This is a genomic window from Nonomuraea sp. NPDC005983, assembly GCF_040614375.1.
GTDB lineage: Bacteria > Actinomycetota > Actinomycetes > Streptosporangiales > Streptosporangiaceae > Nonomuraea.
In genome coordinates this window covers 1-26,710 of the sequence record NZ_JBEXUP010000039.1, presented here as the reverse complement: position 1 = coordinate 26,710, position 26,710 = coordinate 1, and the positions used below count along the sequence as shown (strand labels likewise).

Here is a 26,710-nt window from a genome sequence, read left to right as displayed (position 1 = left end):
TGTACCGGCTCGCCCAGGGGCGATACGCCGGGACCGCCGCCCTTTCACCGGACGGTATGTCAGCGCCCCACGGCCGAACCGCCGGAGCCGGGCAGCTCGTAGACGGCGTAGTCGCCGGAGTCGAACCGGAGCCTCGCGAAGGCTCCGAGGTTGGAACCGGGCGTCACCTCGCGCTCGTCGACCAGCAGCCACCGCACGCCGTAGCCGGCTCGCAGGTGGCGGATCACCGCCGGCGAGGGCGCCCGGAAGACCAGGTCGTTGGCCTCGATCCGGTCGCGGTCCCAGAACGGGAGGTTCTCCACCGCCTGACCCGGCTGCCAGCGGTCCATGTTGGCCGCCGTGTAGCCCCAGCCCTCGACCAGCACCCGCCGCTCGCTCAGCGCGGTCGCCCAGAACTCGCGGCTGTCGCAGGGGCTCTCGTAGCCCCATCGGCAGTGCACATTCGTGGCGATGACGTCGTCCGGGGCCGAGTGGGCCCGCAGCCACCGCCCTGCGGCGAACTCGCCCTTGGGGATGACCGGCTTGGGGATGACCGGCTCAGGGATGCTCGGCTTCGTCGTCGCGCTGTCCTGGACGGCGGCCGTCGAGCTGCTGCTCTGCGGGTCCGGCAGGACGCGGGTGAACCAGGCCGCGGGCGTGCCGGCGGCCGTGACCAGGCAGATCACCAAGGCGAAGGTACACAGCCTGCTCCGACGCGTCGCGCGCAGCACCAGGACGGCCAGGAGCACCACGCCCAGCAGCGCGAGGTACGGCAGGAACAGGACGGCGTCCCCCTGGTCCGCGGTCAGGGGGACCTCGACGTCGAGGACGGCCCGGATGAGGTAGACGGCGAGCATTCCGGCGGCGGCGGCGAACACCACCGCCCTGGGCGACAACCGCGCCCGCCGGACGATGTGGAGCAGCCCGCAGACCGCGACCATCGCCACGTACGGGCTGGGCGCCTGGAGGAAGTAGATCTGCGACAGGTGCGGGTGGCCGAACAGGAGCGCCATCCCGAGCCCGGCCACGGCCATGCCGAGCACCAGCGTCACCACGGGCCGTACGAGCAGCCGCGGCCGGCCGAGCAGCCCGAGCACGCCGCTCCACGTGATGGCCCCGCTCAGGACGCACAGCAGCGTGACCCCGAGCACGGAGACCGGCGACGCCGCAGCGTCGAGGTCGAGGCTGGTCATGTCCCGCAGCGTCACCCGTATGATCATCAACGGATCGACCAGAAGCCCCTGCCTGACCCCGCCGAACAGCACGAACTGCGCGAAGAGCAGGCACGCCACGGTCAGGCCGAGCGCGGTCAGCGCGCGCCGGGGCAGGCAGAAGTGCCAGGCCGCCTGCACCAGCGCGACCCCCACGAGCCCGGCCGTGAGCAGCGGCAGGTAGGTGGCCTTCGCGCCCATGACGGCGACGAGCAGGATCGCCAGCAGTGCCCAGAGGCGCCGGCTCGGCCGCTTGCCTTCGAGAAGGTCGATGAGGAGCAGCACGGTCGGGGCGAAGAACAGGGCGCCGAAGGTCTGGGTGGGGCTCGCCCACGACTGCAGGGCCTTCCAGTTGAGCACCCCGGCGGCCTGGCCCACGTACAGGCTCGGCGCCGTGATGAGGAGCGTGCCCGCGACGCCCGCCAGCGCCCCGGCGCGCGAGCCCGTGATGCGGCGGCCGACCGTCCCGAGGAGGACGACGAACGCGGCGAGCATGGGCAGCATGGCCAGCCGGAAGACCAGCAGCAACGGTTCCACCCCGGTGACCCAGCTGGCCGCCGCGAGGTGGGCGTAGACGAACCAGTGGTACACCAGCGGCTCGCCCGCGACCGCGGGCATCGTGGGCGGCATGTGGTTCTTCAGCTCGCCGACCAGGGCCAGGTGGAAGGGCATGTCGACGAACGACTTCCCGAGCGCCGGCCAAGTGAGGGGCTCGGTCCTGAAGAAGGTGACCGCGGACCACCCGATCAGGTAGATCACGCTCGCCGCGGTGCACCACGACCACCACAGCGGCGTCCGCTTCGCGCGGACCCCGCCCTTCCAGAACCTGCGCAGCCGGGGCACCGCGAGGAAGGCCACGTAGGTGCAGACCGGCCACGCCAGGACGAACAGGGGCGCGCCAAGCGCCCGCGCCGGGATGTAGGTCAGCACCTCCAGCGCGTAGCCGAGGGTCAGGCCGAGCGCGATCTCCTCCGGCAGCGTGTGCGCCCGCCGGTACAGGACGCGTACCAGCAGCAGACCGGGCAGCGCGACGCCGAGCACGACGTAGAGGCTGAACAGAGCCAGGTCGGCGACGGGCACGTGGTAGAACCCGAGCACGGCCCCGGCGCAGGCGACCACGGCCGTCGCCGGCAGCCAGACGGAGACGCGCCTCAGGAGCCCGCGGGGAGCGGCGTGCCCGCCCCGGGGCGGTGGTCCGCCCGCCCCGGGCTCCCGCACGGACGCGGCGAGTGGGGCGGAACGCGGAAAAGATGGAGCTTCGGCCATGGGCGCAAGCCTGACGACACCAGCGCCTCTGGCTGGGGTAAACGCCAAGGTCAGGCGATGTCCTTGCCAGTCCTTTGAGGCGGCTTCAGTATCGCGGTACCGCCCCGGCGGCCGGTCGCGACATTTCCGGCTTGTCAGGAGCACCGCCCTTCGCGTCCCGGCGAAGGGGAGCCATCGCCTCGGGCCGTCCAAGAAGAAGGCAAGAATCGCTCGGACGCGAGGGTGCCGGAGCGACTCGGCCGCTCACGTCGCCAAGCTTGCCGCCATGGACAAGATCTCGTCTGCCGACGGCTCCGCGCTGAGCCGGCTCGTGGTGATGGACATGGCCGCGCCCGGCGGGCCCGCGCCTGTCCGGCCCCCGTCCTCGCGCCGGGCGCGTTGGTCGCGACGACTGCCGGCCGTGTTCGTGGCGACCAGGCGAGGCCTGCTGTCGCCTCCCGCGTTGCTCGCGCTGGGAATGGCGGCGGTCTGCCTCCTCATCACGCAGTTCGTCCTGTTCGGCCGGGTCTGGTGAGAGCCGGTCGGGCCGGGTCTGGTGAGAGCTGGTCGCAGCCCCGTCGTCCCTCTTGCGATCCGGCGAACCGGCGCCAGGTAAGACTTGGATAATCGCTCAACAAGCTGCCCGGCACGACGCCCGCCGGTCGGGCCGGTTCGTTGTTCACTGCGTCCGTGACCGTAAGCGATCAGACGACGATCCCGTTCAACCGGACGCACGTCTCGGACAACGAGCTCGACTACCTCACGCAGGCCGTGCGCCAGGGAAGCACCTGCGGCGACGGGCCCTTCACCCGGCGGGCCGCCCAGCTCATCGGCGAGATCACCGGCGCCCGGCAGGTGCTGCTGACCACCTCCTGCACGCACGCGCTGGAGATGTCGGCGATCCTGCTCGGCCTGGAGCCCGGCGACGAAGTGATCATGCCGTCGTTCACCTTCATGTCGACGGCCAACGCGTACGCGCTGCGCGGGGCCGTCCCGGTGTTCGTCGACTGCCGGCCGGACACGCTCAACCTGGACGAGCGGCTGGTCGAAGCGGCGATCACCGATCGCACGCGGGCCATCGTGGTGGTCCACTACGCGGGCGTCGGCTGCGCGATGGACGCGCTCTGCGCCCTCGCCGAGCGCCACGGGCTGGCGATCGTCGAGGACAACGCCCACGGCCTGGGCGGCTTCTACCGGGACCGCCCGCTCGGGTCGTTCGGCCGCATGGCCACGCAGAGCTTCCACGAGACGAAGAACGTGCAGTGCGGGGAGGGCGGCGCGCTCCTCCTGAACGACGCCGACCTCGTCGAACGCGCCGAGATCATCAGAGAGAAGGGCACCGACCGCAGCCGGTTCTTCCGCGGCCAGGTCGACAAGTACCGGTGGGTGGACATCGGGTCGAGCTACCTGCCGTCGGACGTGCTCGCCGCGCAACTCACGTCCCAGCTGGAGTCGTTCGACAAGATCCAGCTCCGGCGACTCTCCGTCTGGGACGCCTACCACGCGGAACTGGCCGACTGGGCGGCGCTTAACGGGATCTCCCAGCCGACCGTCCCCGCCGGGTGCGCGCACCCGGCGCACCTGTACTACCTGCTCCTCCCCGACCTTGGCAGCCGCCAGGCCTTCATCGCGCACCTGGCCGGCCAGGGGGTGCGGGCGGCCTTCCACTACCAGCCGCTGCACACCTCACCCGCGGGCGAGCGGTACGGGCGGCCGGCCCCCGGCGGCTGCCCGGTGACCGAGCAGGTCGCCGACCGGCTGGTGCGGCTGCCGCTCTTCGTCGACCTGGACGAGGCCCGCCTGGCCCGGGTGATCGACGCGGTCCGCTCCTTCGAGGTGAGCTGATGGCCTGGCAGGACGTGATCGAGGCGACGGCCCTGCGCGCCTGGGAGTCCCGGGTCGAGTCGGAGCGGTTCGGCTGCTCGGTGGAGCGGCTCACGGCCGGGTCCGAATCGCCGTTCCCCGCCGTGCGCGAGGCCGTCCTGCGCTCGGACGCGGACGTCATCGTGCTGCGCTACCCGGCCGAGCACGTCGGCTGGTTCGCCCAGCTGACCGCTCTGCAGCGGACCGCCGTGTTCGCCGACTCCCTGGTGTACTGGCGGCTGCGCGCCGGACAGGGCCGCGCCCCCGAAGGGGCGCCGGATCTGCTGGCGGTGGAGCCGGCGGCCGCCTCCGTCGGGGAGTTGGTCTCCGAGATCTTCACCGCGTACGAGAACCACTACCTGGCCAACCCGCTGTTCGACCCCGCCGACGCGGTCGCCGGCTACCAGGAGTGGGCGCTCAGCTCGGCGGCCGAGGGCAGTTGCCTCGCGCTGTGGGATCGGAGCACGGAGGCGCTCGTCGCGCTGGCCACCCTGGAGGAGGGCGAGGCCAGGACGGAGATCCTGCTCGCCGGCGTCGTCCCCGGGCGGCAGGGGCGCGGGCTGTACGCGCACCTGCTGAAGGCCGTCGAGGACCGCACGCTGACGCGCGGCGCGGCGGACGTCGTCATCTCCACCCAGGGCCACAACACGCGCGTGCAACGGGCCTGGGCCCGGTACGGCTTCGAGCCCACGCAGACGGTTCTCACCGTGCATCTGATCCGGAGCGCGCTCCTGCCAGGGCCGGGGCACTGAGGCCACCCGGCCGGGCGTCGGTCTTCGCGCACGGTCGCGCTGCCGGACCGGCGAGCAAGAATTACCACCGACACCACCTTGGTGTCGCAATCCTTCCAGCATGAGGTGGTTACCATCATGCTTTACCGCACCGCCAGATAACGATCCGGAGTGCCGGCGACATGGTCGAAGTAGAAAGTCGAGCCGCATGCGAGGATAAATCGCATTTCGGATGGCGGGCGTTGATCCCGGTTCTTGACGCGCACCGCGTCATCTACCTGATGGCCGGCGCCATGACCGCGGCGATCCATTGCGGCCTGCTCGGCCTGGCATTGCACGCCGCCCAGGGCTCCGTCCCTTATCTGCTCCTTGTCGTGGTCAGTCATTTCGGCACCGTTGTCCTGGTGTATCCGTGGTACCGGCTGGTGGTGTTCCGCGGCTCCAAGGAGTCCTGGGTCACCGGCTATCTGCGGTTCTACCTGGTCGGGCTGAGTTTCCTGTTCGCGTCTCTGATCGGACTGCCGATTCTGGTGGAGGTGGTCGGGCTTCCCGTCCTGGCCGCCCAGGGCCTGATAGTCGTCATAAGTCCGCCCCTCACCTATCTGATACACCGAAATTGGACGTTTCGCGCTCGCGGAAACGTCTAGTGCGGGACAACGGGCCGTACGCGCTTCGGCAAGAGGCGGCATCGCGAAGTTCCGCTGATTCGCGCCCCGCATAAACTCCTGCGGACAGGTGGCCGGCACGGCCACGTCCGGTCCGCGGAAGGACTCACAAAGCGATGAAGGCGCTCGTTCTGGCGGGTGGCAAGGGGACGAGGCTGCGCCCGCTCACCCATACTTCAGCGAAACAACTGGTGCCCGTGGCCAACAAGCCCGTGCTCTATTACGGGCTGGAGGCGCTGCGCGACGCGGGCGTCACCGAGGTCGGCCTGATCGTCGGCGACACGGGCGCCGAGTTCCGCGAGGCCCTCGGCGACGGCTCCGCGTTCGGCCTGCGGATCACCTACATCCACCAGCAGGCCCCGCTCGGCCTGGCGCACTGCGTCCTGATCGCCAGGGAGTTCCTCGCCGACGAGCCCTTCATCATGTACCTCGGCGACAACTTCCTGGTGGGCGGCATCACCGGCCTGGTCGACGCCTTCCGCGCGTCCGACTGCGACGCCCAGATCCTGCTCACCAAGGTCGCGGAGCCGCAGTTCTACGGGGTCGCCGAGCTCGGCCCGGAGGGCGAGATCATCGGCCTGGAAGAGAAGCCCGAGAACCCGCGCAGCGATCTGGCCATCGTCGGGGTGTACATCTTCTCCCCCGCCATCCACCGGGCCGTCCGGGCCATCACGCCGTCGGCCCGGGGCGAGTTGGAGATCACCGACGCCATCACGTGGCTCATCGACCACGGCTCTCGGGTCCATTCCCATCTCGTCAGCGGCTACTGGAAGGACACCGGGCGGCTGCAGGACATGCTGGAATGCAATCGGATCGTCCTCGAACAGGTCGAGCCGGACGTCAAGGGGACCGTTGACCGCCTGAGCGACATCACCGGGCGGGTCGTCATCGAGCAGGGCGCGGTGGTGGAGAACTCGGTTCTGCGCGGGCCCATCGTGATCGGCGCCGACTCCAAGATCATTTCGTCCTATGTCGGCCCGTTCACCTCGATCGGGGCGAACTGCGAGGTGGAGAACGCCGAGATCGAGTACTCGATCGTGCTCGACAGCTCGTCCGTGCGCGGGGTCTCGCGCATCGCGCACTCGCTGATCGGCCGCAACGTCGAGGTCAGCCGGGCGACGGGCATGCCCAACACCCACGAGCTCATGGTGGGCGACCACAGCAGGATCCAGGTGCGGGCATGAGGGTCCTCGTCACTGGTGGCGCCGGGTTCATCGGGTCGCACTACGTCCGCTCGCTGTTGCTCGGCTCGTATCCGGGCCACGAGGACGTCAGCGTCACCGTCCTCGACAAGCTCACCTACGCCGGCAATCTCGGCAACCTGGCGCCGGTGACCGGGCGTCCCGGCTACACCTTCCTACGCGGCGACATCACGGACACGCGGCTGCTCGCCGAGGTCGTCCCCCAGTGCGACGTGATCGTGAACTTCGCGGCCGAGACGCACGTCGACCGCTCCATCACGGGAGCCGGCGACTTCGTGACGACGAACGTGCTGGGCACTCAGCGGCTCCTGGAGGCGGCGCTGGAGGCCGACGTCCGAACGGTGGTCCATGTGTCCACCGATGAGGTGTACGGATCGATCGGCGAGGGGTCCTGGGCCGAGGACGAGCCTCTGCTCCCCAACTCGCCGTACTCGGCGACCAAGGCCGGCAGCGACCTGCTCTGCAGGGCCTACCACCAGACCTACGGTCTCGACGTACGGGTGACCCGCTGTTCCAACAACTACGGCCCCTACCAGTACCTGGAGAAGATGATCCCGCGCTTCGTCACGAACCTCCTCGACGGCGAGCGGGTTCCGCTGTACGGCGACGGGCTCAACGTACGCGACTGGCTGCACGTCGACGACCACTGCCGGGGCATCCAGCTGGTGCTGGAGAAGGGCTCGCCAGGAGAGGTCTACAACATCGGCGGCGGCACGGAGCTCACCAACCGCGAGCTGACCGGGCTGCTGCTCGCCACCCTCGGGAAGGCCTGGGAGATGGTGGAGGGGGTGCCCGACCGGCTCGGGCACGACCTCCGCTACTCCGTCGACTGGAGCAAGCTCCGGGCCCTCGGCTACGAGCCGCGTGTGGACTTCGGCGACGGCCTGGCCGAGGTGGTGCGCTGGTACCAGGACAACCAGCACTGGTGGCGCCCGCTGAAGCAACGGACCGCCTGACCCTCCCCCGGACTCCTCAGCTGAGGACCTTGCCGCGAATGCCCCATACGTGACGTGCGCAGTTAAAAAGAAGCTTCGATGTCACGCTGCTAATGGTCATCTATATGCGGACCTTCCTCGTGTCCCTCCCCGAAACTGATCGTCCGGCTCCTACAGTCGAGTTCGTCTCATCTCGATGTAACGGGGGTCCTGACATGGGAGAGAAACTGGTAGTCGTCGGGCAGGGCTACGTCGGCCTGCCCCTGGCGATGCGGGCGGTCGAGGCCGGGTTCGAGGTCGTGGGGATCGACGTGGACCCGTGGCGGGTCAAGCGGCTCAACGCCGGCGAGTCCTACGTCGAGGACATCAGCGACGACCAACTGACCGCCGCCCAGCAAAGCGGCCGCTACCTCGCCAGCGCCGACTACACCGACGCCGAGAACTTCGACATCTGCGTGATCACCGTACCGACGCCGCTGGCCGAGGGGGCCCCCGACCTCCGTTACATCGCCTCGGCCGGCCAGTCCATCGCCCCCTTCGTCCGGCCCGGCGCCACCGTGATCCTGGAGTCCACCACCTATCCGGGAACCACCGAGGAGTACCTGCTGCCCCTGCTGGAGGAGGGCTCGGGGCTGCGCGCGCCCGAAGACTTCCTCCTCGGCTACAGCCCCGAGCGGATCGACCCCGGCAACGCGCGGTGGCGGCTGGAGAACACGCCCAAGGTCGTGTCCGGCATCGACGAGACCTCGCTGGCGAGCGTCCAGAACTTCTACGGGCGGGTCGTGCGCGAGGTCGTCCCCGTCTCCTCGCTCCAGGTGGCCGAGCTGTGCAAGCTGCTCGAGAACACCTTCAGGCACGTCAACATCGCGCTGGTCAACGAGCTGGCCGTGTTCGCCGGGCAGCTCGGGATCGACGTGTGGGAGGCCATCGACGCCGCCTCCACCAAGCCGTTCGGCTACATGCGCTTCACCCCAGGCCCCGGCGTCGGCGGGCACTGCCTGCCGATCGACCCGTCGTACCTGTCGTGGAAGGTCAAGCGCAGCCTCGGCCACAACTTCCGGTTCGTCGAGCTGGCCAACGACATCAACGACCACATGCCCGACCACGTCGTCCACCGGCTCACCCTCGCGCTCAACCGGCGTCGCAAGCCCATCAACGGCAGCCGGGTGCTCGTGCTCGGGCTCGCCTACAAGAAGAACGCCGGAGACTGCCGCGAGTCGCCCGCGATCGAGGTGGCCAGGGCACTGAGCAAGCTGGGCGCGCACGTGCGGGCCGCCGACCCGCACATCAACGACTTCCACCTGCCGTCGTGCGTCGAGCTCGTCGAGGCCACCCGCACCGAACTCGCCCGCGCGGACGCCGTGGTGGTGCTCACCGACCACGACTGCTTCGACTACGAACTGGTCGAGCAGGCCAGCGCCTTCGTCTTCGACACCCGCAACCGCTGCCGGGGCGCCAACGTCGAACGACTCTGACGGGCGGCTCTGACGGGCCGTTACGCCAGGGCCGACGTCAGGGCCGTGAGGCCGTGGTCGAGGTCGGCCTCGGTGATGTTGAGCGCCGGACGCAACCGGACCGAGCGCGGGCCGCAGGGCAGTACGAGCACTCCCTCGTCCTCCCGCAGCCGGGTGACGAGGGCGTCCCTGGACGCCTTGTCGGGCAGGTCGAAGGCGCACATCAGGCCGCGGCCGCGCACGCTGGAGACGGTGTCCGGCTGCCCGGCCTGCAGCTTGGTGAGGCGCTCAAGCAGCTCCTCACCGAGCGTGGCCGCGCGCCCGATCAGGCCGTCGCGTTCGACGATCTCCAGCAGCCCGCGCGAGCGGACCATGTCCACCAGGCCGCCGCCCCAGGTCGAGTTGATCCTGCCGCTGACCTGGAAGACGTTGTCGGGCACCAGGTCCACCCTGCGGCCCGCCATGACCCCGCCGACCTGCACCTTCTTGGCGAACGCCACGATGTCGGGGGCCAGGCCGAGCTGCTGGTACGCCCACGGGGTGCCGGTCGTGCCGCCGCCCGTCTGCACCTCGTCCAGCACGAACAGCGCGTCGTACTCGTGGCACAGGTGCTGCATGGCCTGCAGGAACTCGGGGCGCATGTGGTTGTCGCCGCCCTCGCCCTGGATGGGCTCGGCGATGAAGCAGGCGATGTCGTGCGGGTGCCGCTCGAACGCCGCCCTGGCCTGGGCGAGCGCCCGCTGCTCCGCCGCCTCGACGTCCCCGTGGTGGATGGCCGGGACGTCGATGCGCGGCCAGTCGAACTGGGGGAAGCGGGCGGTCTTGCCCGGCTCGGTGTTGGTCAGGCTCAGCGTGTAGCCGCTACGGCCGTGGAAGGCCTTGGTCAGGTGCATGACGCGGGTGCCCAGCTCGGGGGACCTGCCCGCGGCCTCGTTGCGGCGGCTCTTCCAGTCGAAGGCCGTCTTCAGCGCGTTCTCGACGGCCAGCGCGCCGCCCTCGACGAAGAACAGGTGGGGGAGGTCGGGGTCGCCGAGGACGCGGATGAACGTGTCGACGAAGTCCGCCAGGTGCTCGGTGTACATGTCGGGGTTGGCCGGCTTGTTGCGCGCCACCCGGCCGAGCAGGTCGGCGAAGTCAGAGGGGAAGGGCGGGTTCACTCCCAGCGGCGCGGACGCGAAGAACGTGTAGAAGTCCAGGTAGCGGCGGCCGTCACGGGCGTCGACCAGCCAGGAGCCCTGGCTGCGGTCGAGGTCCAGCACCAGCCGGTAGCCGTCGACGAGTAGGTGGCGGGCGAGGCGGTGGTGTATGTCCATGTCTCCTCCACGTTGAGCCAGACAAGACATACTTTCCCCGTATGGAGGCGTATATATCCGAAAATTTTCCGGCCGCTAGGGCGTCGGGGCGAGTTTCTTCACCCGGAAGGAGAGGACCACCATCGCGATGCCGTACAGGATCGCGAAGATGCCGAGCAGCCAGACAAGCGTGAGCAGACCGGCGCCCGGCCAGATGATGAGCAGGATGCCGAAGATCACCGACAGGATGCCCCCGACGATGAGCATCCACTCGTTGGTGATCATCTCGCGGAGCGCGATGCCCGCGATGACCTCCGACACGCCGCTGAACAGAGCCCAGAACGCGACCACGTACAGCAGGGCCAGCGAGGTGATGCCCGGCCAGACGAACGCCAGGATGCCCGCCGCGATGCCGAGGATCCCGGAGAGGATCAGCCAGGCCCGCGACTTCACCCCGTGCTTGAACGCGGCGACCAGCGCGAAGACCCCGCTGACGAGCGCGTACGCGCCGAACAGGATCACCAGCGCGAACAACGTGAGCCCCGGCCAGATGAGCGCGAGGACGCCGAAGATGATGGCGAGAATCCCGCGAACGAGGATGAGCCACCACGTGCGCGCGATCTCCCCCAACCTGGCGTGTTCTCCATATGGCTCCATATTGGTGTGTTCTCCATATGGATCGCGAAGCAGACCAGCGCCGGGTCAAAAGTCGGTGACCCGCACCCCAACCGTCCCGTCGCGCCCCCTGCGCACCCTGCTGCCGAGCAGCACCAGCCGGCCGACCAGGCCGTACTTGCGCCTGAGCAGACGGCGCACCCGCTCGGTCTCGTCGGCGCCGAGCACCTCCGCCCGCCCCCTGACCGGCTCTCCCCTGGTGTTGCCGCGCACGTCGCAGGCGACCACAGTCACCTCGGGGTTGCGGCGGATCCGTTTGACCTTCGCCGAATCCGCGACGGTCCAGAAGACCACGGCGTCGCCGTCCCGGGCCACCCAGACGGGGGTCGCGACCGCAGTGCCGTCCCGGCGGTAGGACGTCACCGATATGTACGCCTCATCTCCGAGGTTCACCATGTCCTCCGGAGGAAGCCCGGGCCTTCAGGGCCAGGAGGAATCCGGCCCCCGCAAGGGGTGGCCCGGCGCAGCCGGGACAACCCAGGGCGCGAAGCGCACATAATCTCACCTTTTCTCTTTTGCTTACAGATCTTTCTGCGATGCGGCAACATGCGAACATGCGTACGGCGTACAAGGTGCGGGTCTACCCCACCCCCGAACAAGCGGCGGTGCTGAACCGCACGTTCGGCTGCGTACGCCTGGTGTGGAACAAGACGCTGGCGTGGCGGCACCACCGCTACCGCGCCGACGGGGCCAAGACGTCCTACGCGCAGAGCGACCGGTACCTGACCGAGCTGAAGCGCGACCCCGAGTTCGGGTTCCTGTTCGACGTCTCCTCGGTGCCGTTGCAGCAGACGTTGCGGCACCAGTACACGGCGTTCGTGAACTTCTTCGCCGCACGCGCCCGCTATCCCCGGTTCAAGTCCCGGCACGGCAAGCAGTCGGCGACCTACACACGCTCGGCCTTCCGCTGGAAGAACGGGCGACTGTTCCTGGCCAAGATGGACGCGCCGATCGAGTTCGTGTGGTCCTGGCCCGAGGTGGACCCCGCCACGCTGAACCCGACGACGGTGACCGTCTCCCGCGACCCCGACGGCCGCTGGCACGCCTCCCTCGCCGTCGAAACCGCCGACACGACCGCTGGCGAGCCCGGGCAGGCCCCGGCCACCGGCTCGGCGGTCGGCGTGGACCTGGGGGTCAAAGACTTCGCGGTCCTGTCCACGGGGGAGCGCATCGCCAATGCGCGCCTGCTGGAACGCAAGGCGAAGAATCTGGCGCGCTACCAGCGGCGCATGGCCCGCAAACAGCGCGGCTCGAACAACAGGAACAAGGCGAGGGCGAAGGTCGCCCGCGCGCACACCAAGGTCCGTGACGCCCGCGCCGACTTCCTGCATAAGACCAGCGCCCGCCTGGTGCGCGAGCACGACCTGATCGTGATCGAGGACCTGGCCGTGCAGAACATGGTCCGCAACCGCCGCCTGGCGCGGGTCATCTCCGACTGCGGATGGGGCGAGTTCCGGCGCCAACTGCACTACAAGACCGCCAAACACGGGCGGCACCTGATCGTGATCGACCGCTGGTACCCATCCAGTAAGACCTGCTCGGCGTGCGGGCACCTGCTCGCCGAACTCTCGCTCAGCACCCGGACGTGGCACTGCCCGTCCTGCGGCACCCGGCACGACCGGGACATCAACGCTGCCAAGAACATTCTGGCCGCTGGTCAAGCGGTGTCCGCCTGTGGAGCTGACATGAGACATGCCGGGTCCTCCCGGATGCGGTCGGCTGTGAAGCAGGAAACCTCACTCGCGAGGGTGGGACTCCCCCTCTTTTAGGAGGGAGAGGAAGTCAAACGTGCGAGTACACCACGATCGACACCGCGATGTACTGCACCAGGTAGGCGGCGATGGTGAACGCGTGGAACACCTCGTGGAAGCCGAACCAGCCGGGCGACGGGTCGGGGCGGCGCAGGCCGTACACGACGGCGCCGGCGCTGTAGAAGACGCCGCCGACGGCCACCAGCACCACGGCGGCGACGCCCGCGCCCTCCAGGAGCTGCGGCATCACGAAGATCGCGGTCCAGCCGAGCGCCAGGTACAGGACGGTGTAGAGCCAGCGGGGCGCGTTCATCCAGAACACCCTGAACAGGACGCCGGCCAGCGCACCGCTCCAGATGACCGACAGCACGGCCACCCTGGCGGCGCCGTCGAGCGCGAGCAGCGCGAAGGGGGTGTAGGTGCCCGCGATGATCAGGTAGATGTTGGCGTGGTCGAAGCGGCGCAGCGCCTCGGCCAGCCGCGGGCCGAGGGTGCCGCGGTGGTAGGTGGCCGAGATGCCGAAGAGCAGGCCCGAGGTGATCGCGTAGATCGCGGAGGCCAGCCGGGCTTGCAGGGTCGGGCCGAGCGCCACGAGCGCGAACCCGGCCAGCAGGGCCACGGGCAGCGTCCCGGTGTGCAACCAGCCTCGTAGCCGTGGCTTCGCGGTGATGGTCGTCATGAAACCTACGGTACCGTAGGTTAGCGTCGGCCGGTAAGGCGCCCCCGCGAAGATCGCCCGGCGTGGAACGCCGGTGTCACAGGCCGTTGAGGAAGCGGGCCGCTATCGGCAGGGCCGACGCGCGGCCTGAGCCGCCGTTCCGCACGAAGACGCAGAAGGCCAGGTCGTCGCGGTAGCCGATGAACCAGCCGTGCTCCGCGCCGCCCCCGGCCTCCGCCGTCCCCGTCTTGCCCGAGACGCCGTCGGGAAGGCCCGCCTGGCTGGCCGTGCCGTGGTCGACGACGGCGCGCATCATCTCCCGCAGCGCCGCGACGACCCCGTCGTCGAGCTTGACCACCGCGTTGGCCTGCGTGCCGTCGATCCGGCGGGCCGCCTCCAGCGGCAGGATGCGCGGCACCCGCCAGCTCCCGTTCTGCACCGCCGCCGCGACCATCGCCATGCACAGCGGGGTCGCCTCGACCGTGCCCTGGCCGAAGGAGTCGGCGGCGAACTCGTCCACGCTGCCGGGCGGGTTCATCCGGCCGCACTTGCCGCCCACCCCGGTCGACAGGCTCGCCCCGGTGAACCCCCACTTCTGGGCGGCCGCCACCAGGTCGCTCCCCCGCAGCCGGGTGACGGCCTGCTGGACGAAGGTGGTGTTGCACGAGTAGGCGTACGCGTCGGCGAAGGTGACCGTGCCGTGGCCCTGCCCGCCGGCGTTCCTGATGCTCCGGTTGCCGGGGATGGTGTAACTGCCCGGGCAGTCGAGCTGGGCCGCCGGGTCGAGCCCGGATGCCAGCAGCGCGGCGGCGGTGATCGTCTTGAACGTGGAGCCGGGCGGGAAGAAGTCGCGCAGGGCGCTGCGGTTGTCCCGCAGCCGGTCGGCGACCGCGAGGATCTCGCCGGTGCTCGGCCGCAGGGCCACCACGGCCGCGTCGGCCACCCCGTCGAGCGCCCGGGCGGCCGCCGCCTGCACGCTCTGCGACAGCGTGGTGCGCTCGGCCTTCCGCTCCGGCTCGACGGCCATCAGCCTGCGCGCCTGCTGTCCCGGCACGACGGACACCAGCGCCCTCCCCTGGCCGCCCTCGCCCAGTTCGGGCCGGAGCTGGGCGAGGTAGGACTCGGCGTAGCTGTCGTTGGGGATCTTGGCGCCCTCGCTGGTGACCAGTTCCGGCGGTAGCCCTTTGAACGAGGTCAGCTCCAGCGTGCCGCCGTCTTTGAGGAGCGGGTGCAAGGTCTCGGGCGTCCAGATGACCTTCCACGCCCGGTCCCTGACGGCGAGGCGCAGCGTGCTGGCGAACGGCCACGGGCCGAACTCGCGCAGTGTCCTGCTGCCGGTGAAGGGCACCTCGGCCGACTCCTCGCCGGTGCTCCGCACCGCTCCCGGCTCCAGCTTGACGTCCTGGACGTGCAGTTCCTCGGTCAGCGACCGGTGCTTGGTGGCGAAGTCGGCAGGCGGCTGGTAGACCAGGCGGGCCATCGCCTCGACGTCGCCCCTGCGCCAGGCGTCGAAGTAGGCCGACGCGACCTCGGCCGGGTCGCCTTTGACACGATGGGATACGGCGAGGGCGAAAGCTCCCGCCCCTAAAACCACAAGTAACGCGATAACGAGCACAATCAGTCTTCGCCGTCGCATACGGTTTTCTCCCAGGAGGATCAACGTGGCACGTGGACAGCGGGAGCCGATGCCCGGCCGGTACCCGGTGACGTTCGGCGAGGTCGAACTGCTCCGAGACCTGGACAGGCAGGACGGCTGGGTGCTGTCCAAGGATGGCGTACCTCAGTCGTACGTCGACCTACAAGACCCCACCTTCCTGGAGTTCGAGTACGTACGTCTCATGGCGGACGTCATCGACCTCCTCCCCGAGGGTCCGCTGAGCTGTGTGCACGTGGGCGGCGGCGCCTGCACGATCCCGCGTTACGTGGCGGCCACCCGCCCCGGGTCCAGGCACATCGTGATCGAACCCGACGGGCTGCTGGTCAACCTGGTGCGCGAGCAGCTCGACCTGCGGTCGGTGCCGAAGCTGAAGATGATCGTCCAGGGCGGCCGCGAGGGCACGGCCAAGGTCTGGGACGCAACGGCCGAGCTGTTCGTCCTGGACGCCTTCACCGGCGCCACCATGCCGGTGGAGCTGGCCACCCAGGAGTACATGGGCGACATCGCCCGGGTTCTCAGCCCCTCGGGCACGCTGCTGATCAACCTGGCCGATGGCAAGGGGCTGGCCTTCGCCAGGCGGCTGGTGGCCACCGTCGGCGACACCTTCCGGCACGTCGCGCTGCTGGCCGAGCCGGGGGTCATGCGCGGTCGCCGCTTCGGCAACCTCATCGTCGCGGCCTCGCGCGCCGGGCTGCCGGTGGACCTGCTCACCCGCCGCGCGGCGGGCGGCCTCACCCAGGCCAGGTGCGTGCACGGCGAGGCGCTGACGAACTTCGTGGCGGGCGCGCAGCCCATCAAGGACGGCGACCCGGTGCTCGCGCCCGTGCCCCCGCCCGCGGTCTTCGGCTGAGCGGTCAGGGCCCCAGGTAGGCCAGGACCGCCGCGACCCGGCGGTGCACGTCCGCGCTGCTCTCCAGCCCGAGCTTGGTGAAGATGGAGTTGACGTTCTTCTCCACCGACGACACCGACAGGTGCAGCGCGCGGGCGATGGCCCCGTTGGACCTGCCGTGCGCCATCTCGCGCAGCACGTCGCGCTCGCGGGCCGTCAGCCCCTCCTGCTGGCCGCGGACGTCCCGCCTGGCGAGCAGGCCCTCGACCACCTTCGGGTCGATGACGGAGCCGCCGGAGGCGACGGCCCTGATCGCGCCGAGCAGCTCGTCGAGGTCGCCGACCCGGTCCTTCAGCAGGTAGGCGAAGCCCGCGGTGCCGTGTTTGAACAGCTCGACGGCGAACAGCGCGTCGGAGTACTGCGACAGCACCACGACCCCGACGCCGGGATGGTCGGCGTGCACGCGGTGAGCGGCGTCGATGCCCTCGAACCCCTGCCGCCAGTCGCCTCCCGGCATCCGGATGTCGGTGACCACCACGTCGGGGCCGAGCCTGCGGACCGCGTCGAGCAGCTCGTCGGCGTCGCCGACCGCGCCCACGACCGCGACCTCGCCGGACGTCTCCAGGAGCTGCCTGGTGCCCTCGCGCACCAGGTAGTGGTCGTCGGCCACGACGGCGCGGATCCGGTCAGGCATCGACCGGCACCCAGGCGTTCATCCTCGTCCCCTTTCCCGGGCCGCTGTCGAGTTCGACGCCGCCGCCCAGTGCGTCGAGCCGGTCGGCCAGCGTGGCCAGGCCCCTGTGGCCGGTGGCCCGCGGGTCGAAGCCCCTGCCGTCGTCGGCGACCGTCGCGCGGAGCCGCCCTGCGGCGCGCGCCAGCCGCACCTCGATCCTGGTGGCTCCGGCGTGCTTGAGCGCGTTGGCGACGGCCTCGCTCACCGTGAAGTACATCGCGCCCTCCACCTCGTCGGGGAAGCGCTGGGAGCGCAGCTCGCCGTCGGCGGCGACGGTGGTGGGCACCGGCAGCCGGGCGCAGCGCTCCTCGACGGCCTCGACCAGCCCGCCCTGGCTGAGCGCCGAGGGGTGGATGCCGGCCGCCAGCTCGCGCAGGTCGGCGAGCGTCTGGCGGGCCTGCTCGCGCAGGTGGGCGAGCGTGTCGGGGCCGCCGCCTGTGGCCCTGGCCAGCTCGATCCCGGCGATGAGCGCGACGAGCTGCTGCTGGACGCCGTCGTGGATGTTGCGCTCGATCCGCCTGCGCTCGGCCTCCTGGGCGTTGACCAGGCGGGTGGCGAGCCCGGCGCTCTGGATGGCCAGCGCCGCGGGCACGGCCAGCGCCTCCAGGAAGCGCCGGTCCGCCTCGGTGAACCGGCCGCCGTTCCTGGGGCCGGCCTCGATCCGTCCGGGACCGCCGCCGACGGGCAGCGTCAGCGCGGCCTCGCCCTGCTCGCGTCCCGACACCAGGCGGGTGCCGTCGGCGAGCGTGACGGCCGCCCAGCGGGCGCCGAGCCCGGTCCTGACGGCGGACGCGAGCCTGCCGAGCTGCTCCACCGGCTCGGACGCGTCCTCCAATTCGCTGCCGAGGCTCGACAACAGCTCGCCCACCGTGGGACGGACATCGAACACCAGGTGCAGCCGCGATCCCCTGACGCCCACGGAGATGTCGAGCAGCCGGTGGCGCACCACCGACACCGCGAGCGCCACCGGCAGCGCGCCGAGCACGGCCATCACCCCGAACACGCCGAAGACCGGCTGCCCGCCGCCGAAGTTGAAGTGGGTCAGCAGCCCGCTTCCCACGAGGTTGACCGCCACGCCCGCCACCATCCACGCGTACTGGCCGCGCTCGGCCGGGCGGCTGCGCCGCCACCGGACGAGCAGGCCGACGAACACGACGAGGCCCGCGATCACGACCACGAGCTGGCCGAGCGATGCCGCGAGCACCGGTATCAGGTTGTCCGGCCCGAGACGCGACAGCGACAGGCCGCCGCCTGACAGCAGCGCGATGCCCGCGAAGTGGACGCCGACGGCCACGCCCGCGACCCACGCGACGGGCCGCCACCGGGCCGAGGGCAGCCGCCCCTCGGGGAACAGCAGCGGGATGAACACCCAGGTCAGGCCGTAGTACACGGTGAAGACCGCGAACAGCGCCGCCACCGGCCCCGACGTCTGCCCGGTTCGGATGATCAGGCCCACGGCGAGCACGCCGAGCCCGAGGGACAGGGCGGCGGCCAGGAGCAGCCAGCCGTAGCGGACCTCGGGACGTCTGAGCGCGAGCAGCCAGCCGAGCCCGGGATAAACCAGCCCCAGGACGATGAACGCCCACGTGGTCGCCGGTGCGGGCAGGCCGCTCTCCAGCAGCGCGCCCGCCGTCACCCCCGCCGCCGCGGCGACCGCCAGCAGCCCGGCCACCAGCCTGGAACTCATAGACCACCATCGTCACGCGACATCACGGGAGCGTCTATGAGGTTAACCGCACATCTGGTGCGGGCAACCTCAGGTGCGGAAACGGCGGCTCGCCCGGTGGGCGTCGGGCTGACCCGTGCGATTGGCTCGGTGGACCCCGACATGAAGGAGTCGCCTTGAAATCCGCGTCGAGACCGTTGCGCGTCCTCGCCGTCGCGGCGACGGCCGTGGCCGTCACACTGACCTCCGGAGCCGCGCAGGCCGCCGCGCGACCGCTCGCGCCCAGCCCCTCACCCTCCTCCCCGGCCGTGGAGATCCCGGACACGCCCGTCGGCGCGCAGGTGCGCTGGCTGCTCGACGCGTCCACCAGGGCGCCGATCGCCGAGGGCGAGCTGAGGGAGCACCTGACCGCCGCGTTCCTCCAGCAGGTGCCGCCCGCCCAGGTCAACCAGGTCCTGGCGAGCGTGGCGAACCTGCGTCTGCAGAAGATCGTCGACGCCCGGCCCACGGTCCTCGTGGGCGAGGTGACCGCAGGCGGGAAGACCTACAAGCTCACGATCAGCGTCGACGCCGCCGGGAAGATCGCCTCGCTGCAGTTCTCCGTCCCCGCCGCTCCCCAGCCCGCGCCCACGAGCTGGCAGGAACTCGACCAGCGGCTGCGCAAGGTCGCGCCGGACGTCGGCTTCCTCGCCGCCGAGGTGACGGAGGGCGGCCGATGCCGCACCGTGCACGCCGTGTCGCCCGGCGAGCCGCGCCCGCTCGGCTCCATGTTCAAGCTGTACGTCCTCGGGACGGTCGCCAAGCAGGTCAAGCAGGGCACGCTCGACTGGGACACCGAGCTGACGATCAAGCCGGAGCTGAAGAGCCTGCCGAGCGGCCGGCTCCAGGACCGTCCCGACAACAGCAAGGTGACGGTGCTGGAGGCGGCCAAGCTGATGATCTCGATCAGCGACAACACGGGCGCCGACCTGCTGCTGCACGAGGCCGGGCGTAGGTCGGTCGAGAAGACGGTGCGGGCCTGGTCGGCGCACGCCAAGCGGAACGTGCCCTTCCTGTCGACCAGGGAGCTGTTCGCGCTGAAGGGCGCCGACTACCCCCGCCTGGCCGAGCGTTACCTCTCGCTCGGCACGGCCCAGCGGCGTGACTACCTGGCGAAGGTCGTCGACAAGGTGCCTCTCCCCGGCATCGTCCCCTGGGCGAAGCCGCGCGAGCTGAACACCGTGGAGTGGTTCGCCTCCCCCGAGGACGTCTGCCGCGTCTACGCCAAGCTGGCCGGGCTCCGCTCCAAGGAGATCGGCCAGATCATGTCGGCGAACGGCGGGGGGCTCGGGCTGCCGCCGGGCACGTGGCCGACGGTCTGGTACAAGGGCGGGTCGGAGCCGGGCCTGCTGGACCTGAGCTACCTCGCCCGCACCTCCTCGGGCCGGACGTTCGTCGTCACCGCCCTGGCTTCGAACCCCGACGCCCCCTTCGCCGAGGATCAGGTCACCGAGGAGCTGCTGGCGTTGTCGCGGGGCGCGTTCACGCTGCTCGGCCGCTCCTGAGCGAGGTCCAGGAAGAGGGCCGCCGACCAGCCGAACCCGGTCGTCGCGCGGCCCGCGCGGGCGCCGGTCAGCGGGTTCCAGTACTCGTACAGGCCGCCTCCGTCGCGGACCATGGCCAGGGTGCGGGCCCTGAGCTCGTCGGCCGTCTCCTGGTACCCGGACCGGCGCAGGCCGTCGACCAGGAGGTAGTTGACGTTGAGCCAGACCGGGCCGCGCCACATGGCGTCGGGGTCGAAGCGCCGGTCGTCGAACGCCACCGTGGGCAGCGGGCGTTCGGCCCAGAAGCTCGGCGAGGTCAGGCCGTCGACGAGGGTGCGGGCGATCTCCGCGGGGAGCCTGCCGGTGATCAGGGGCATGAAGTCCAGCGGGGTGCGGACGTCGTCCGACGGCCTGGTGACGAAGCGGGAGCCGTTCCAGCGGCGCTCGATCATGAGATCGACGAGCGCCTGGGCCTTGTCCCGCCAGACTCCCTGGTCCCGGCCGAGCACGGCGGCGATGTCGGCCAGCCGGTCGTACTGCAGCGCCAGGTAGGAGTTGAGGTCCGGGGGCTCGGCTCGCGGGCCGTGGTCCCAGATGGGGCTGTCGTCCAGGCCGGACGAGTACGGGTGCAGGTACTCGGCCAGGCCGTCGCCGTCGGGGTCGGAGTGCTCGAACCACCACTCCTGCGACCTGACCAGCGGCTCGTAGACCTCGGCCAGGAAGCCCGGGTCGGGGTCGCGCTCGTGGATCTTCCAAACGGCCCAGGCGGTGAGCGGGGGCTTGGTCACCGGAACCTCCGGGCCGATCGGCCCGCCGCCGACGTGCTGCTCCAGGCGGGCCAGGTCGGAGCGGGGCAGGTCGGTGGTCGCGGCGAGCACGCCGTGGTCGTGCACGACGTCGGGGATCAGGCCGTCAGGGCGCTGGTTGTCGAGCAGGATGCGGATCTGCTCCCTCGCCAGGGCGGGGTCGGCGTGCCTGAGCGCGATGGCGTGGAAGTAAGAGTCCCAGTTCCATAGGCCGACATATCCGTACTTGGACGGGATCAGCGACTCCCTGCCCTGGATCCGCACCAGGTTCACCGCGAGCGTCCACCACGCCTGCTCGGCCCGTTCGCGCAGGTCGTCGGGGACTGCGGGCATCCGGTCGAACCAGTCGCGCCACCGCCGGGCGGCCGAGCCCAGGACGTCCGCGCCGGCCGGCGGCGGGGAGCCGACCAGGGTCAGGCAGCCGTCGATCGCCGCCTCGCCGCCGTCCCACACGGCTCGCGCTCCCGTCCCGAGCAGGACGATCGTGTCCGCGTCCACGAAGGCCAGCGTCACCCCACCCGTCACCCCGTCTGTCAGCCCGTCCGCGAACTCGACGCGGTCGGGCAGCGCCCGGCGCACCGGCAGCTCGCGGGACCCGGCGAAGACCCGCAGGCCTGTCAGGACGGACGTCTCGCGCAGCCTGGTCTCGTACTCGGCCCTGGCGATCCAGAGGGAGCCGTCGTCGGCCGCCATCACCAGCAGGCGTGAGCCACGCTCGGTGAAGGGCCGCTCGCGGAGATCCAGCATCAGCGTCCTCCCAGGCCGGATGCGGCCATCGAGTTGATGATCTTACGTTGGCCGATCAGGAAGGCGATCAGCGTGGGGACCACCGCGATCGCGGAGCCCGCCAGGGTGAGCCCGTAGTCGACCGCCCCGTGCTGCTTGGAGAACTGACTGAGCAGCAGCGGCACGGTGGCCATCTCCGGCGAGTTCAGGAAGATCAGCGGGAAGAAGAACGAGTTCCAGGACGCCAGGAAGACGATGATGCCGATCGCCCCCAGCCCGGGTCGGATGTTCGGCAGCACGATGCTCCAGAAGATCCGCCAGCGGCCGGCCCCGTCGAGCCTCGCCGCCTCCTCCAGTTCCATCGGCACCGCCCTGATGAACTGGCGCAGCAGGAAGACCGCGAACGGGTTCGCGATGGTCGGCACGATCAGCGACAGGTGCGAGTCCACCCAGCCGAACCGCGCCAGGATCAGGTACAGCGGCACGATGATGACCTGCTGCGGCACCATCTGGGTGGCCAGGAACAGCATGAACAGCGCGCCCGAGCCCCTGAAGCGGATCCTGGCGAAGGCGTAGGCGGCCATCGCCGAGGTGAGCAGGGTGAGCGCGACGTTCAGCGCGGCGATGTAGAGGCTGTTCCAGTACGCCCGCCCGAACGGCACCTCGGTCAGCGCGTCCGTATAGTTCTGCGCCCGCCACGGGTTGGGCAGCCAGTCGAGCGGGTTGTTCAACATCTGGTGCGCGCCCTTGAAGGACGTGAGCAGCATCCAGACGAACGGGAACAGCATGGCCAGCCCGCCCAAGGCCAGGACGGCATGCAGGGCTACCTGCCTGCTTCGCATGCGAGCCCTCTCATGAGTCGTAGTGGACGAAGCGCTTCTGCGCGGCGAACTGGACGAGCGTGACCAGCAGCGTCAGCACCAGCAGGATCAGCGCGGCGGCGCTGCTCATCCCGAACTGGAAGTCCCTGAAGCCCAGCTTGTAGACCTGGAACACGATCGTGCGGGCACCCTCGTTGTCCTTCGGATCGACCAGCACGTAGATCTGGTCGAACGCCTGGAACGAGCTGATCACCGCGACCACGGTGGAGAAGAAGATCGTGGGTGAGAGCAGCGGCAGGGTGACCGATCGGAAGATCCGGAAGCTTCCGGCGCCGTCGATCCTGGCCGCCTCGACGAGCTGCGGCGGGATCGTCTGCAGCCCGGCCAGGAAGATCACCACGTTGAGCCCGAGCGATGACCAGATCGTCACCACCGCGATGGCCACGATCACCCAGCCGGGGTCGCCGAGCCAGTCGGGCGGGTTGATGCCGAACCAGCGGTGCAGCGAGGTGTTGAGCACCCCGTTCTCGTCTCCGGCCAGGATGACCTGCCACATCAACGCCACCGCGACCGAGCTGGTCACGACGGGCATGAAGTACATCACCCGGTAGAAACCGCGGCCCTTGATGTTGTTCAGCGCGACGGCGATGACGATGGCGAGCCCGAGCCCGAGCGGCACGGTGAGCAGCGTCAGCTTGATCGTGTTCCACACGGCCAGCCCGAAGTCGGGGCTGGACAGCTGCGCCGCGAAGTTGCTGAAACCGGCCCACTGCTTCTGGCCGATCCCGTCCCAGTTCATGAACGCCAGCACGACGGCGAACCCGAGCGGGATCACCAGGAACAGGAGCAAGGCGACGACCTGGGGCGCCAGGAAGAACGCGGCCCACCAGCCGTCCTTGGTCCTGATCTTCTGCGCGGCGTGGCGGGTCCGGGGACGGGCCGGGGTGAGAACGGCCACGCTCAGCCCATCTTGCTCTCGACGAGCTTCTGCAGCTCGGTCATGCCCTGATCGAAGCCGACCTTGTTGGTCCAGACCTTCATCAGCTGGTCGTTGATGTCGGCGGTCAGGCCGGGAACGCCGACCTCCTCGGGGTAGTTGGCGAAGCCGGTGTCGCGCACGTCGAGGAAGGTCTGCGCGTGCGCGGGATAGTTGTCCTGCAGCACGACCTGCTCCGCGCCCTTGATCGACGGCACCGCGGCGCCGCTCTTGAGGCGGATGAGCTGGCCCTCCTTGCTGACGAACTCGCTCAGGAAGGTGAAGGCCTCCTTCGGCAGCTTGGTGTCCTTGTTGAGCGCCAGGTAGGAGGCGGCCACCGCGCCGGGCATCGGCTCGCCGGTCTGCGAGGGGAACGGCACGATGTCGTAGTCGGCGAGCTCGCCGCCCTTCTTGAGGGTCTCGATCATCCAGCGCCCGCCGGCGTAGAAGCCGGCCTTGTGCTTGAGGAACTGGGTGCTCGGGCCGTTGCTGTCGGGCAGCAGGTCGGCCGAGAGGAACGTCTTGTCCTGGTAGCCCTTGGCCAGGGTCTGCAGGGCCTCGCGGGCCTTGGCGTCGGTGGTGGCGACGAACTTGCCGCCGTCCCACACCTTGCCGCCGAAACCGTTGATGATGGAGTACGTCGAGCCATACCAGTTCCAGAAGATGGATCCGGCCTTGCCCGCCGCCTTGAGCTTGGCGTTCATCTCCAGATATTTGGCCATCGTCCACTGCTTGGCCGCATAGAGGGCGGCGGGGTCCTCGGTGATGCCCGCGTCCTTGAGCGCCTTCTTGTCGAACCAGAGGACCTCGGGGTTCGTGTCGTTCGGGACGCCGTAGATCTTGCCGTCCTTCTTGGCCCCGCCGTAGATGCCCTCGAAGAAGTCCTCCGGCTTGCTCTTCGAGTCCGGCCCGCCGAGCAGGTCGTTGAGCGGGCTGAGCACGCCGGCCGAGACGATCTTGCCGATGTTGTCGTCGCCGACGAAGAAGACGTCGGGCGCGGTCTTGCTGGTGAGCTGGGTGAGCAGCTTGGGGTGGTAGTCCTCGTACTTGGCCACCGGCTCCAGCTTGAGCTTGATGTTCGGGTGACGCTTCTCGAAGTCCTGCATGAACTCCTGGTAGACCTTCACGTCGTCGGCCGAGCCCCAGGTGGACCAGCGGACGGTGACGGGCCCTCCGGCGCTGCTGACGCCGGGGACGTTGCCTCCACCGCTGCCGCTGCACGCGGTCGTCGCGAGGGCGAGGATGCCGATGACGGCAAGCGCACGCTTCATGGTCTTGCTCCTTTGGGGGGTCTTGCAGTTAGGCGAGCCCGCCGCCGTCGACGACGAGGGCGGAACCGGTGATGTAGCTGGCGGCGTCACTCGCCAGGAAGAGCACGGCCTGGGCGATCTCGTCCGGGCTGCCGGAGCGGCCCATCGGCCGGTCGGCGGCGTCGGCCTGGAACGCGGCCCAGTCCTCGTCGAGCTGCCGGGCCTCGTCCCGGAGCATCGGGGTGTCGGTGTCGCCCGGGTTCACGGAGTTCACCCGGATCCCGGCCTTGGCGTGGTCGATCGCGAGCGCCCGCGTCATGTTGACCACGGCGGCCTTGGACGCGCAGTACGAGATCGCGTTCCCGCCGCCCTTGAGCCCCCAGCCGGAACCCGTGTTCACGATCGCGCCACCCTCGGTCATGGCGGGGATCGCGTGCTTGCACATGAGGAACACCGACCGGACGTTGACCGCCATCACCCGGTCCCACTCCTCGACGTCCAGGTCGAGGGCGGTGGTGCGGCGGATGATGCCGGCGTTGTTGAACAGCACGTGCAACCCGCCGAACGTGGAGACGGCGGTCTCGACGACGCGGCGACAGTCCTCGGAGTCGGCCACGTCGGCCCGCACCGCGACGGCCCGCGGCCCGGACGTCTCCTCGACGGTGGCGGCGATCTGCTGGACCGTCGCCTCGGCGCCCGCGCCGTCGATGTCGGCGACCACGACGCGGGCGCCGTGCCTGGCGAAGAGCAGCGCGGTGGCGCGGCCGATGCCCGAGGCACCGCCCGTAACGATCGCGACCTTGCCCTCGAGCGTGTTCATCCGTGGAACTCCTCACTTGCCGCACAAATGCGATAAATCGTGCTTTCGCGATATCCGGTGATCACCTGGACGTGGCCCGCGAGCCTCCTGTCCAGGTCCTCGTCCCCGCTGTCGACCAGCAGCGGACGTCCCCCAAGAGCGGCCAGCTTCTGCTGGCCGGCCAGCACCATCAGCCCCCCGCCGGCGCGCCCGGCGCTCTGTTCGCCGCCGGTTCGCCCGGTGGTGACGGCGTCCATCACCCGGGGCGAGATCTGCTGGTTTCCTCTCCCCATGACGAACCCCTGCCCCCCGATCACTGACAGCACCACAACCGCGTCGTGCCCGTTGACCAGGGTGAACAGCTCGCGCTCCGAAACGTCGCCCGCCACGAGCACGCCTCCGGACGGGTCCACCTCGACGACGTCCACGCCGAGCAGGGTGGTGGCCAGGCCCAGCCTGCGGCCCACCGCGGACGTGGTGGCGCCCGGCCCGAGCACGTACCGCACCCCGGGCCGCATCCTTGCCACGACCTCCCCCACGATCCCCTCGACCGTGCCGGCCGCCGCCGCGGACGCCCCCACCTTCCGCCCCGACAGGGCTCCCCTCGCCACCGGGACGCGCACCGTCCCGTAGAGGCGGGGGCTGACCAGCCCGTGCCGGTACCGCTCCTCGTCGAGATCCACCACCTCGGCCTCGTCCAGCCGCCCCACCCCCGCACCGCCGGCGGGGGAGGTTCTGACGCCGGAGAGGTGGTCGGCGGCGAGGAACCCCGCGGTGGCGGGGCTGAGCGCGAAGCACCCGGAGTACACCTTCACGCCCGCCGGGATCCCCAGCACCGGCGGCGCCTGGTCGCCGAGCGAGCGGAGCGCGTCGAGCACGTCCCGCGCGGTCCCGTCACCCCCGGCGAACAGCAGCAGATCCACCTCGGCCAGCGCGACCACCGCCGCCCGCGTGTCCGCCGCCGTGGTGCCAGTGGTACCAGCGGTCTCGGAAGCCTCCGAGGCGACCAAGCCCGCAAAAGTCCCGGGCGGTCCGTCGGACGCCCGCTGGGCGGACGGCGGGAGACGGACCACCTCGGGGGTGCCGCCCGCGGCGCGGACGCTGTCCTCCCCCATCACCCCCGACACCGTGACAAGGCGGGCACCCGGGCGGCGGGACAGCAGCGTGCGGACGGCCTGCGCCGCACGCTCCCCCGCCCGCGGGATCGCTCCGCGCGTCAGGGCCTCGCGCTGCACGGACGCGCCGTCGCTGCCCTTGAGCCCG

At 70.3% G+C, this 26,710-nt stretch carries 24 protein-coding genes; 10 read left to right on the top strand and 14 right to left on the bottom strand.

What is annotated here, in order from left to right; all coding sequences use genetic code 11:
- Window positions 1-59: 59 nt before the first annotated feature.
- Window positions 60-2,456, bottom strand: coding sequence for a hypothetical protein (locus tag ABZ297_RS19085; RefSeq protein ID WP_355347423.1), 2,397 nt, complete (start codon window positions 2,454-2,456; stop codon window positions 60-62).
- Window positions 2,457-2,721: 265 nt separating this feature from the next.
- Between ABZ297_RS19085 and ABZ297_RS19080 the strand changes: the two genes are divergently transcribed.
- From ABZ297_RS19080 to ABZ297_RS19050, 7 genes are all read left to right on the top strand, one after another.
- Entirely contained in the window at window positions 2,722-2,970 is a 249-nt protein-coding gene (locus ABZ297_RS19080) for a hypothetical protein (RefSeq protein WP_355347421.1), read from the top strand.
- Between the two features lie 155 nt (window positions 2,971-3,125).
- Window positions 3,126-4,280: a dTDP-4-amino-4,6-dideoxygalactose transaminase gene (rffA, locus tag ABZ297_RS19075; RefSeq protein ID WP_355347418.1), complete on the top strand. Its 1,155-nt coding sequence runs from the start codon at window positions 3,126-3,128 to the stop codon at window positions 4,278-4,280.
- A complete protein-coding gene (locus tag ABZ297_RS19070) occupies window positions 4,280-5,050 on the top strand; it encodes a GNAT family N-acetyltransferase (protein ID WP_355347415.1) in 771 nt (256 codons plus the stop codon). The genes rffA and ABZ297_RS19070 overlap by 1 nt, the downstream gene beginning before the upstream one ends.
- A gap of 161 nt (window positions 5,051-5,211) precedes the next feature.
- Window positions 5,212-5,676, top strand: coding sequence for a GtrA family protein (locus ABZ297_RS19065; protein ID WP_355347412.1), 465 nt, complete (start codon window positions 5,212-5,214; stop codon window positions 5,674-5,676).
- A gap of 134 nt (window positions 5,677-5,810) precedes the next feature.
- Complete coding sequence (locus ABZ297_RS19060; RefSeq protein ID WP_355347409.1) at window positions 5,811-6,878, top strand: glucose-1-phosphate thymidylyltransferase; 1,068 nt, start codon at window positions 5,811-5,813, stop codon at window positions 6,876-6,878.
- Window positions 6,875-7,852, top strand: a complete 978-nt coding sequence (gene rfbB, locus ABZ297_RS19055) for a dTDP-glucose 4,6-dehydratase (RefSeq protein ID WP_355347406.1) — start codon at window positions 6,875-6,877, stop codon at window positions 7,850-7,852. Before ABZ297_RS19060 ends, rfbB begins: the two co-directional genes overlap by 4 nt.
- Window positions 7,853-8,046: 194 nt before the next feature.
- Window positions 8,047-9,306: a nucleotide sugar dehydrogenase gene (locus tag ABZ297_RS19050; protein WP_355347403.1), complete on the top strand. Its 1,260-nt coding sequence runs from the start codon at window positions 8,047-8,049 to the stop codon at window positions 9,304-9,306.
- A gap of 20 nt (window positions 9,307-9,326) precedes the next feature.
- On the opposite strand, the gene lat is transcribed toward ABZ297_RS19050, so the two are convergent.
- The 3 genes from lat to ABZ297_RS19035 form a co-directional block, all read right to left on the bottom strand.
- On the bottom strand, window positions 9,327-10,598 hold the full coding sequence (gene lat / locus ABZ297_RS19045) for an L-lysine 6-transaminase (protein WP_355347400.1): 1,272 nt from the start codon (window positions 10,596-10,598) through the stop codon (window positions 9,327-9,329).
- A 75-nt stretch (window positions 10,599-10,673) separates the two neighbouring features.
- A complete protein-coding gene (locus ABZ297_RS19040; protein WP_355347397.1) occupies window positions 10,674-11,234 on the bottom strand; it encodes an HdeD family acid-resistance protein in 561 nt (186 codons plus the stop codon).
- A gap of 45 nt (window positions 11,235-11,279) precedes the next feature.
- Window positions 11,280-11,648 (bottom strand): PPOX class F420-dependent oxidoreductase, encoded by a 369-nt coding sequence (locus tag ABZ297_RS19035; RefSeq protein ID WP_355347394.1) that lies wholly within the window; start codon window positions 11,646-11,648, stop codon window positions 11,280-11,282.
- 158 nt (window positions 11,649-11,806) lie between these two features.
- On the opposite strand from ABZ297_RS19035, the gene ABZ297_RS19030 reads away from it, so the two are divergent.
- The gene (locus ABZ297_RS19030; protein ID WP_355347391.1) at window positions 11,807-13,021 is read left to right on the top strand and encodes a transposase; all 1,215 of its coding nucleotides are present in this window, start codon (window positions 11,807-11,809) and stop codon (window positions 13,019-13,021) included.
- A gap of 13 nt (window positions 13,022-13,034) precedes the next feature.
- Here ABZ297_RS19030 and ABZ297_RS19025 read toward each other — a convergent pair whose 3' ends face one another.
- Window positions 13,035-13,682 (bottom strand): hemolysin III family protein, encoded by a 648-nt coding sequence (locus ABZ297_RS19025; protein WP_355347388.1) that lies wholly within the window; start codon window positions 13,680-13,682, stop codon window positions 13,035-13,037.
- A gap of 76 nt (window positions 13,683-13,758) precedes the next feature.
- Entirely contained in the window at window positions 13,759-15,276 is a 1,518-nt protein-coding gene (locus ABZ297_RS19020) for a penicillin-binding transpeptidase domain-containing protein (protein ID WP_355347385.1), read from the bottom strand.
- Between the two features lie 46 nt (window positions 15,277-15,322).
- On the opposite strand from ABZ297_RS19020, the gene ABZ297_RS19015 reads away from it, so the two are divergent.
- Window positions 15,323-16,168, top strand: coding sequence for a fused MFS/spermidine synthase (locus ABZ297_RS19015; RefSeq protein ID WP_355347382.1), 846 nt, complete (start codon window positions 15,323-15,325; stop codon window positions 16,166-16,168).
- Between the two features lie 4 nt (window positions 16,169-16,172).
- On the opposite strand, the gene ABZ297_RS19010 is transcribed toward ABZ297_RS19015, so the two are convergent.
- Both ABZ297_RS19010 and ABZ297_RS19005 read right to left on the bottom strand, forming a co-directional pair.
- Complete coding sequence (locus ABZ297_RS19010; RefSeq protein WP_355347379.1) at window positions 16,173-16,841, bottom strand: response regulator transcription factor; 669 nt, start codon at window positions 16,839-16,841, stop codon at window positions 16,173-16,175.
- Window positions 16,834-18,567, bottom strand: coding sequence for an ATP-binding protein (locus tag ABZ297_RS19005; protein WP_355347376.1), 1,734 nt, complete (start codon window positions 18,565-18,567; stop codon window positions 16,834-16,836). The genes ABZ297_RS19010 and ABZ297_RS19005 overlap by 8 nt, the downstream gene beginning before the upstream one ends.
- A 155-nt stretch (window positions 18,568-18,722) precedes the next feature.
- On the opposite strand from ABZ297_RS19005, the gene ABZ297_RS19000 reads away from it, so the two are divergent.
- On the top strand, window positions 18,723-20,090 hold the full coding sequence (locus ABZ297_RS19000) for a serine hydrolase (protein ID WP_355347373.1): 1,368 nt from the start codon (window positions 18,723-18,725) through the stop codon (window positions 20,088-20,090).
- Here the strand turns inward: ABZ297_RS19000 and ABZ297_RS18995 are convergent.
- From ABZ297_RS18995 to ABZ297_RS18970, 6 genes are all read right to left on the bottom strand, one after another.
- Window positions 20,027-21,622, bottom strand: a complete 1,596-nt coding sequence (locus tag ABZ297_RS18995) for a glycogen debranching protein (protein ID WP_355347370.1) — start codon at window positions 21,620-21,622, stop codon at window positions 20,027-20,029. The two genes, ABZ297_RS19000 and ABZ297_RS18995, sit on opposite strands and share 64 nt — an antisense overlap.
- Window positions 21,622-22,443, bottom strand: coding sequence for a carbohydrate ABC transporter permease (locus tag ABZ297_RS18990; protein ID WP_355347367.1), 822 nt, complete (start codon window positions 22,441-22,443; stop codon window positions 21,622-21,624). The genes ABZ297_RS18995 and ABZ297_RS18990 overlap by 1 nt, the downstream gene beginning before the upstream one ends.
- A 10-nt stretch (window positions 22,444-22,453) precedes the next feature.
- On the bottom strand, window positions 22,454-23,380 hold the full coding sequence (locus ABZ297_RS18985; RefSeq protein ID WP_355347364.1) for a sugar ABC transporter permease: 927 nt from the start codon (window positions 23,378-23,380) through the stop codon (window positions 22,454-22,456).
- Between the two features lie 2 nt (window positions 23,381-23,382).
- Complete coding sequence (locus tag ABZ297_RS18980; protein WP_355347361.1) at window positions 23,383-24,669, bottom strand: sugar ABC transporter substrate-binding protein; 1,287 nt, start codon at window positions 24,667-24,669, stop codon at window positions 23,383-23,385.
- A 28-nt stretch (window positions 24,670-24,697) separates the two neighbouring features.
- Entirely contained in the window at window positions 24,698-25,468 is a 771-nt protein-coding gene (locus ABZ297_RS18975) for an SDR family NAD(P)-dependent oxidoreductase (RefSeq protein WP_355347358.1), read from the bottom strand.
- A partial coding sequence (locus tag ABZ297_RS18970) for an NAD(+)/NADH kinase (RefSeq protein ID WP_355347355.1) occupies window positions 25,465-26,710 on the bottom strand: 1,246 nt, incomplete at its 5' end. The genes ABZ297_RS18970 and ABZ297_RS18975, both read right to left, overlap by 4 nt.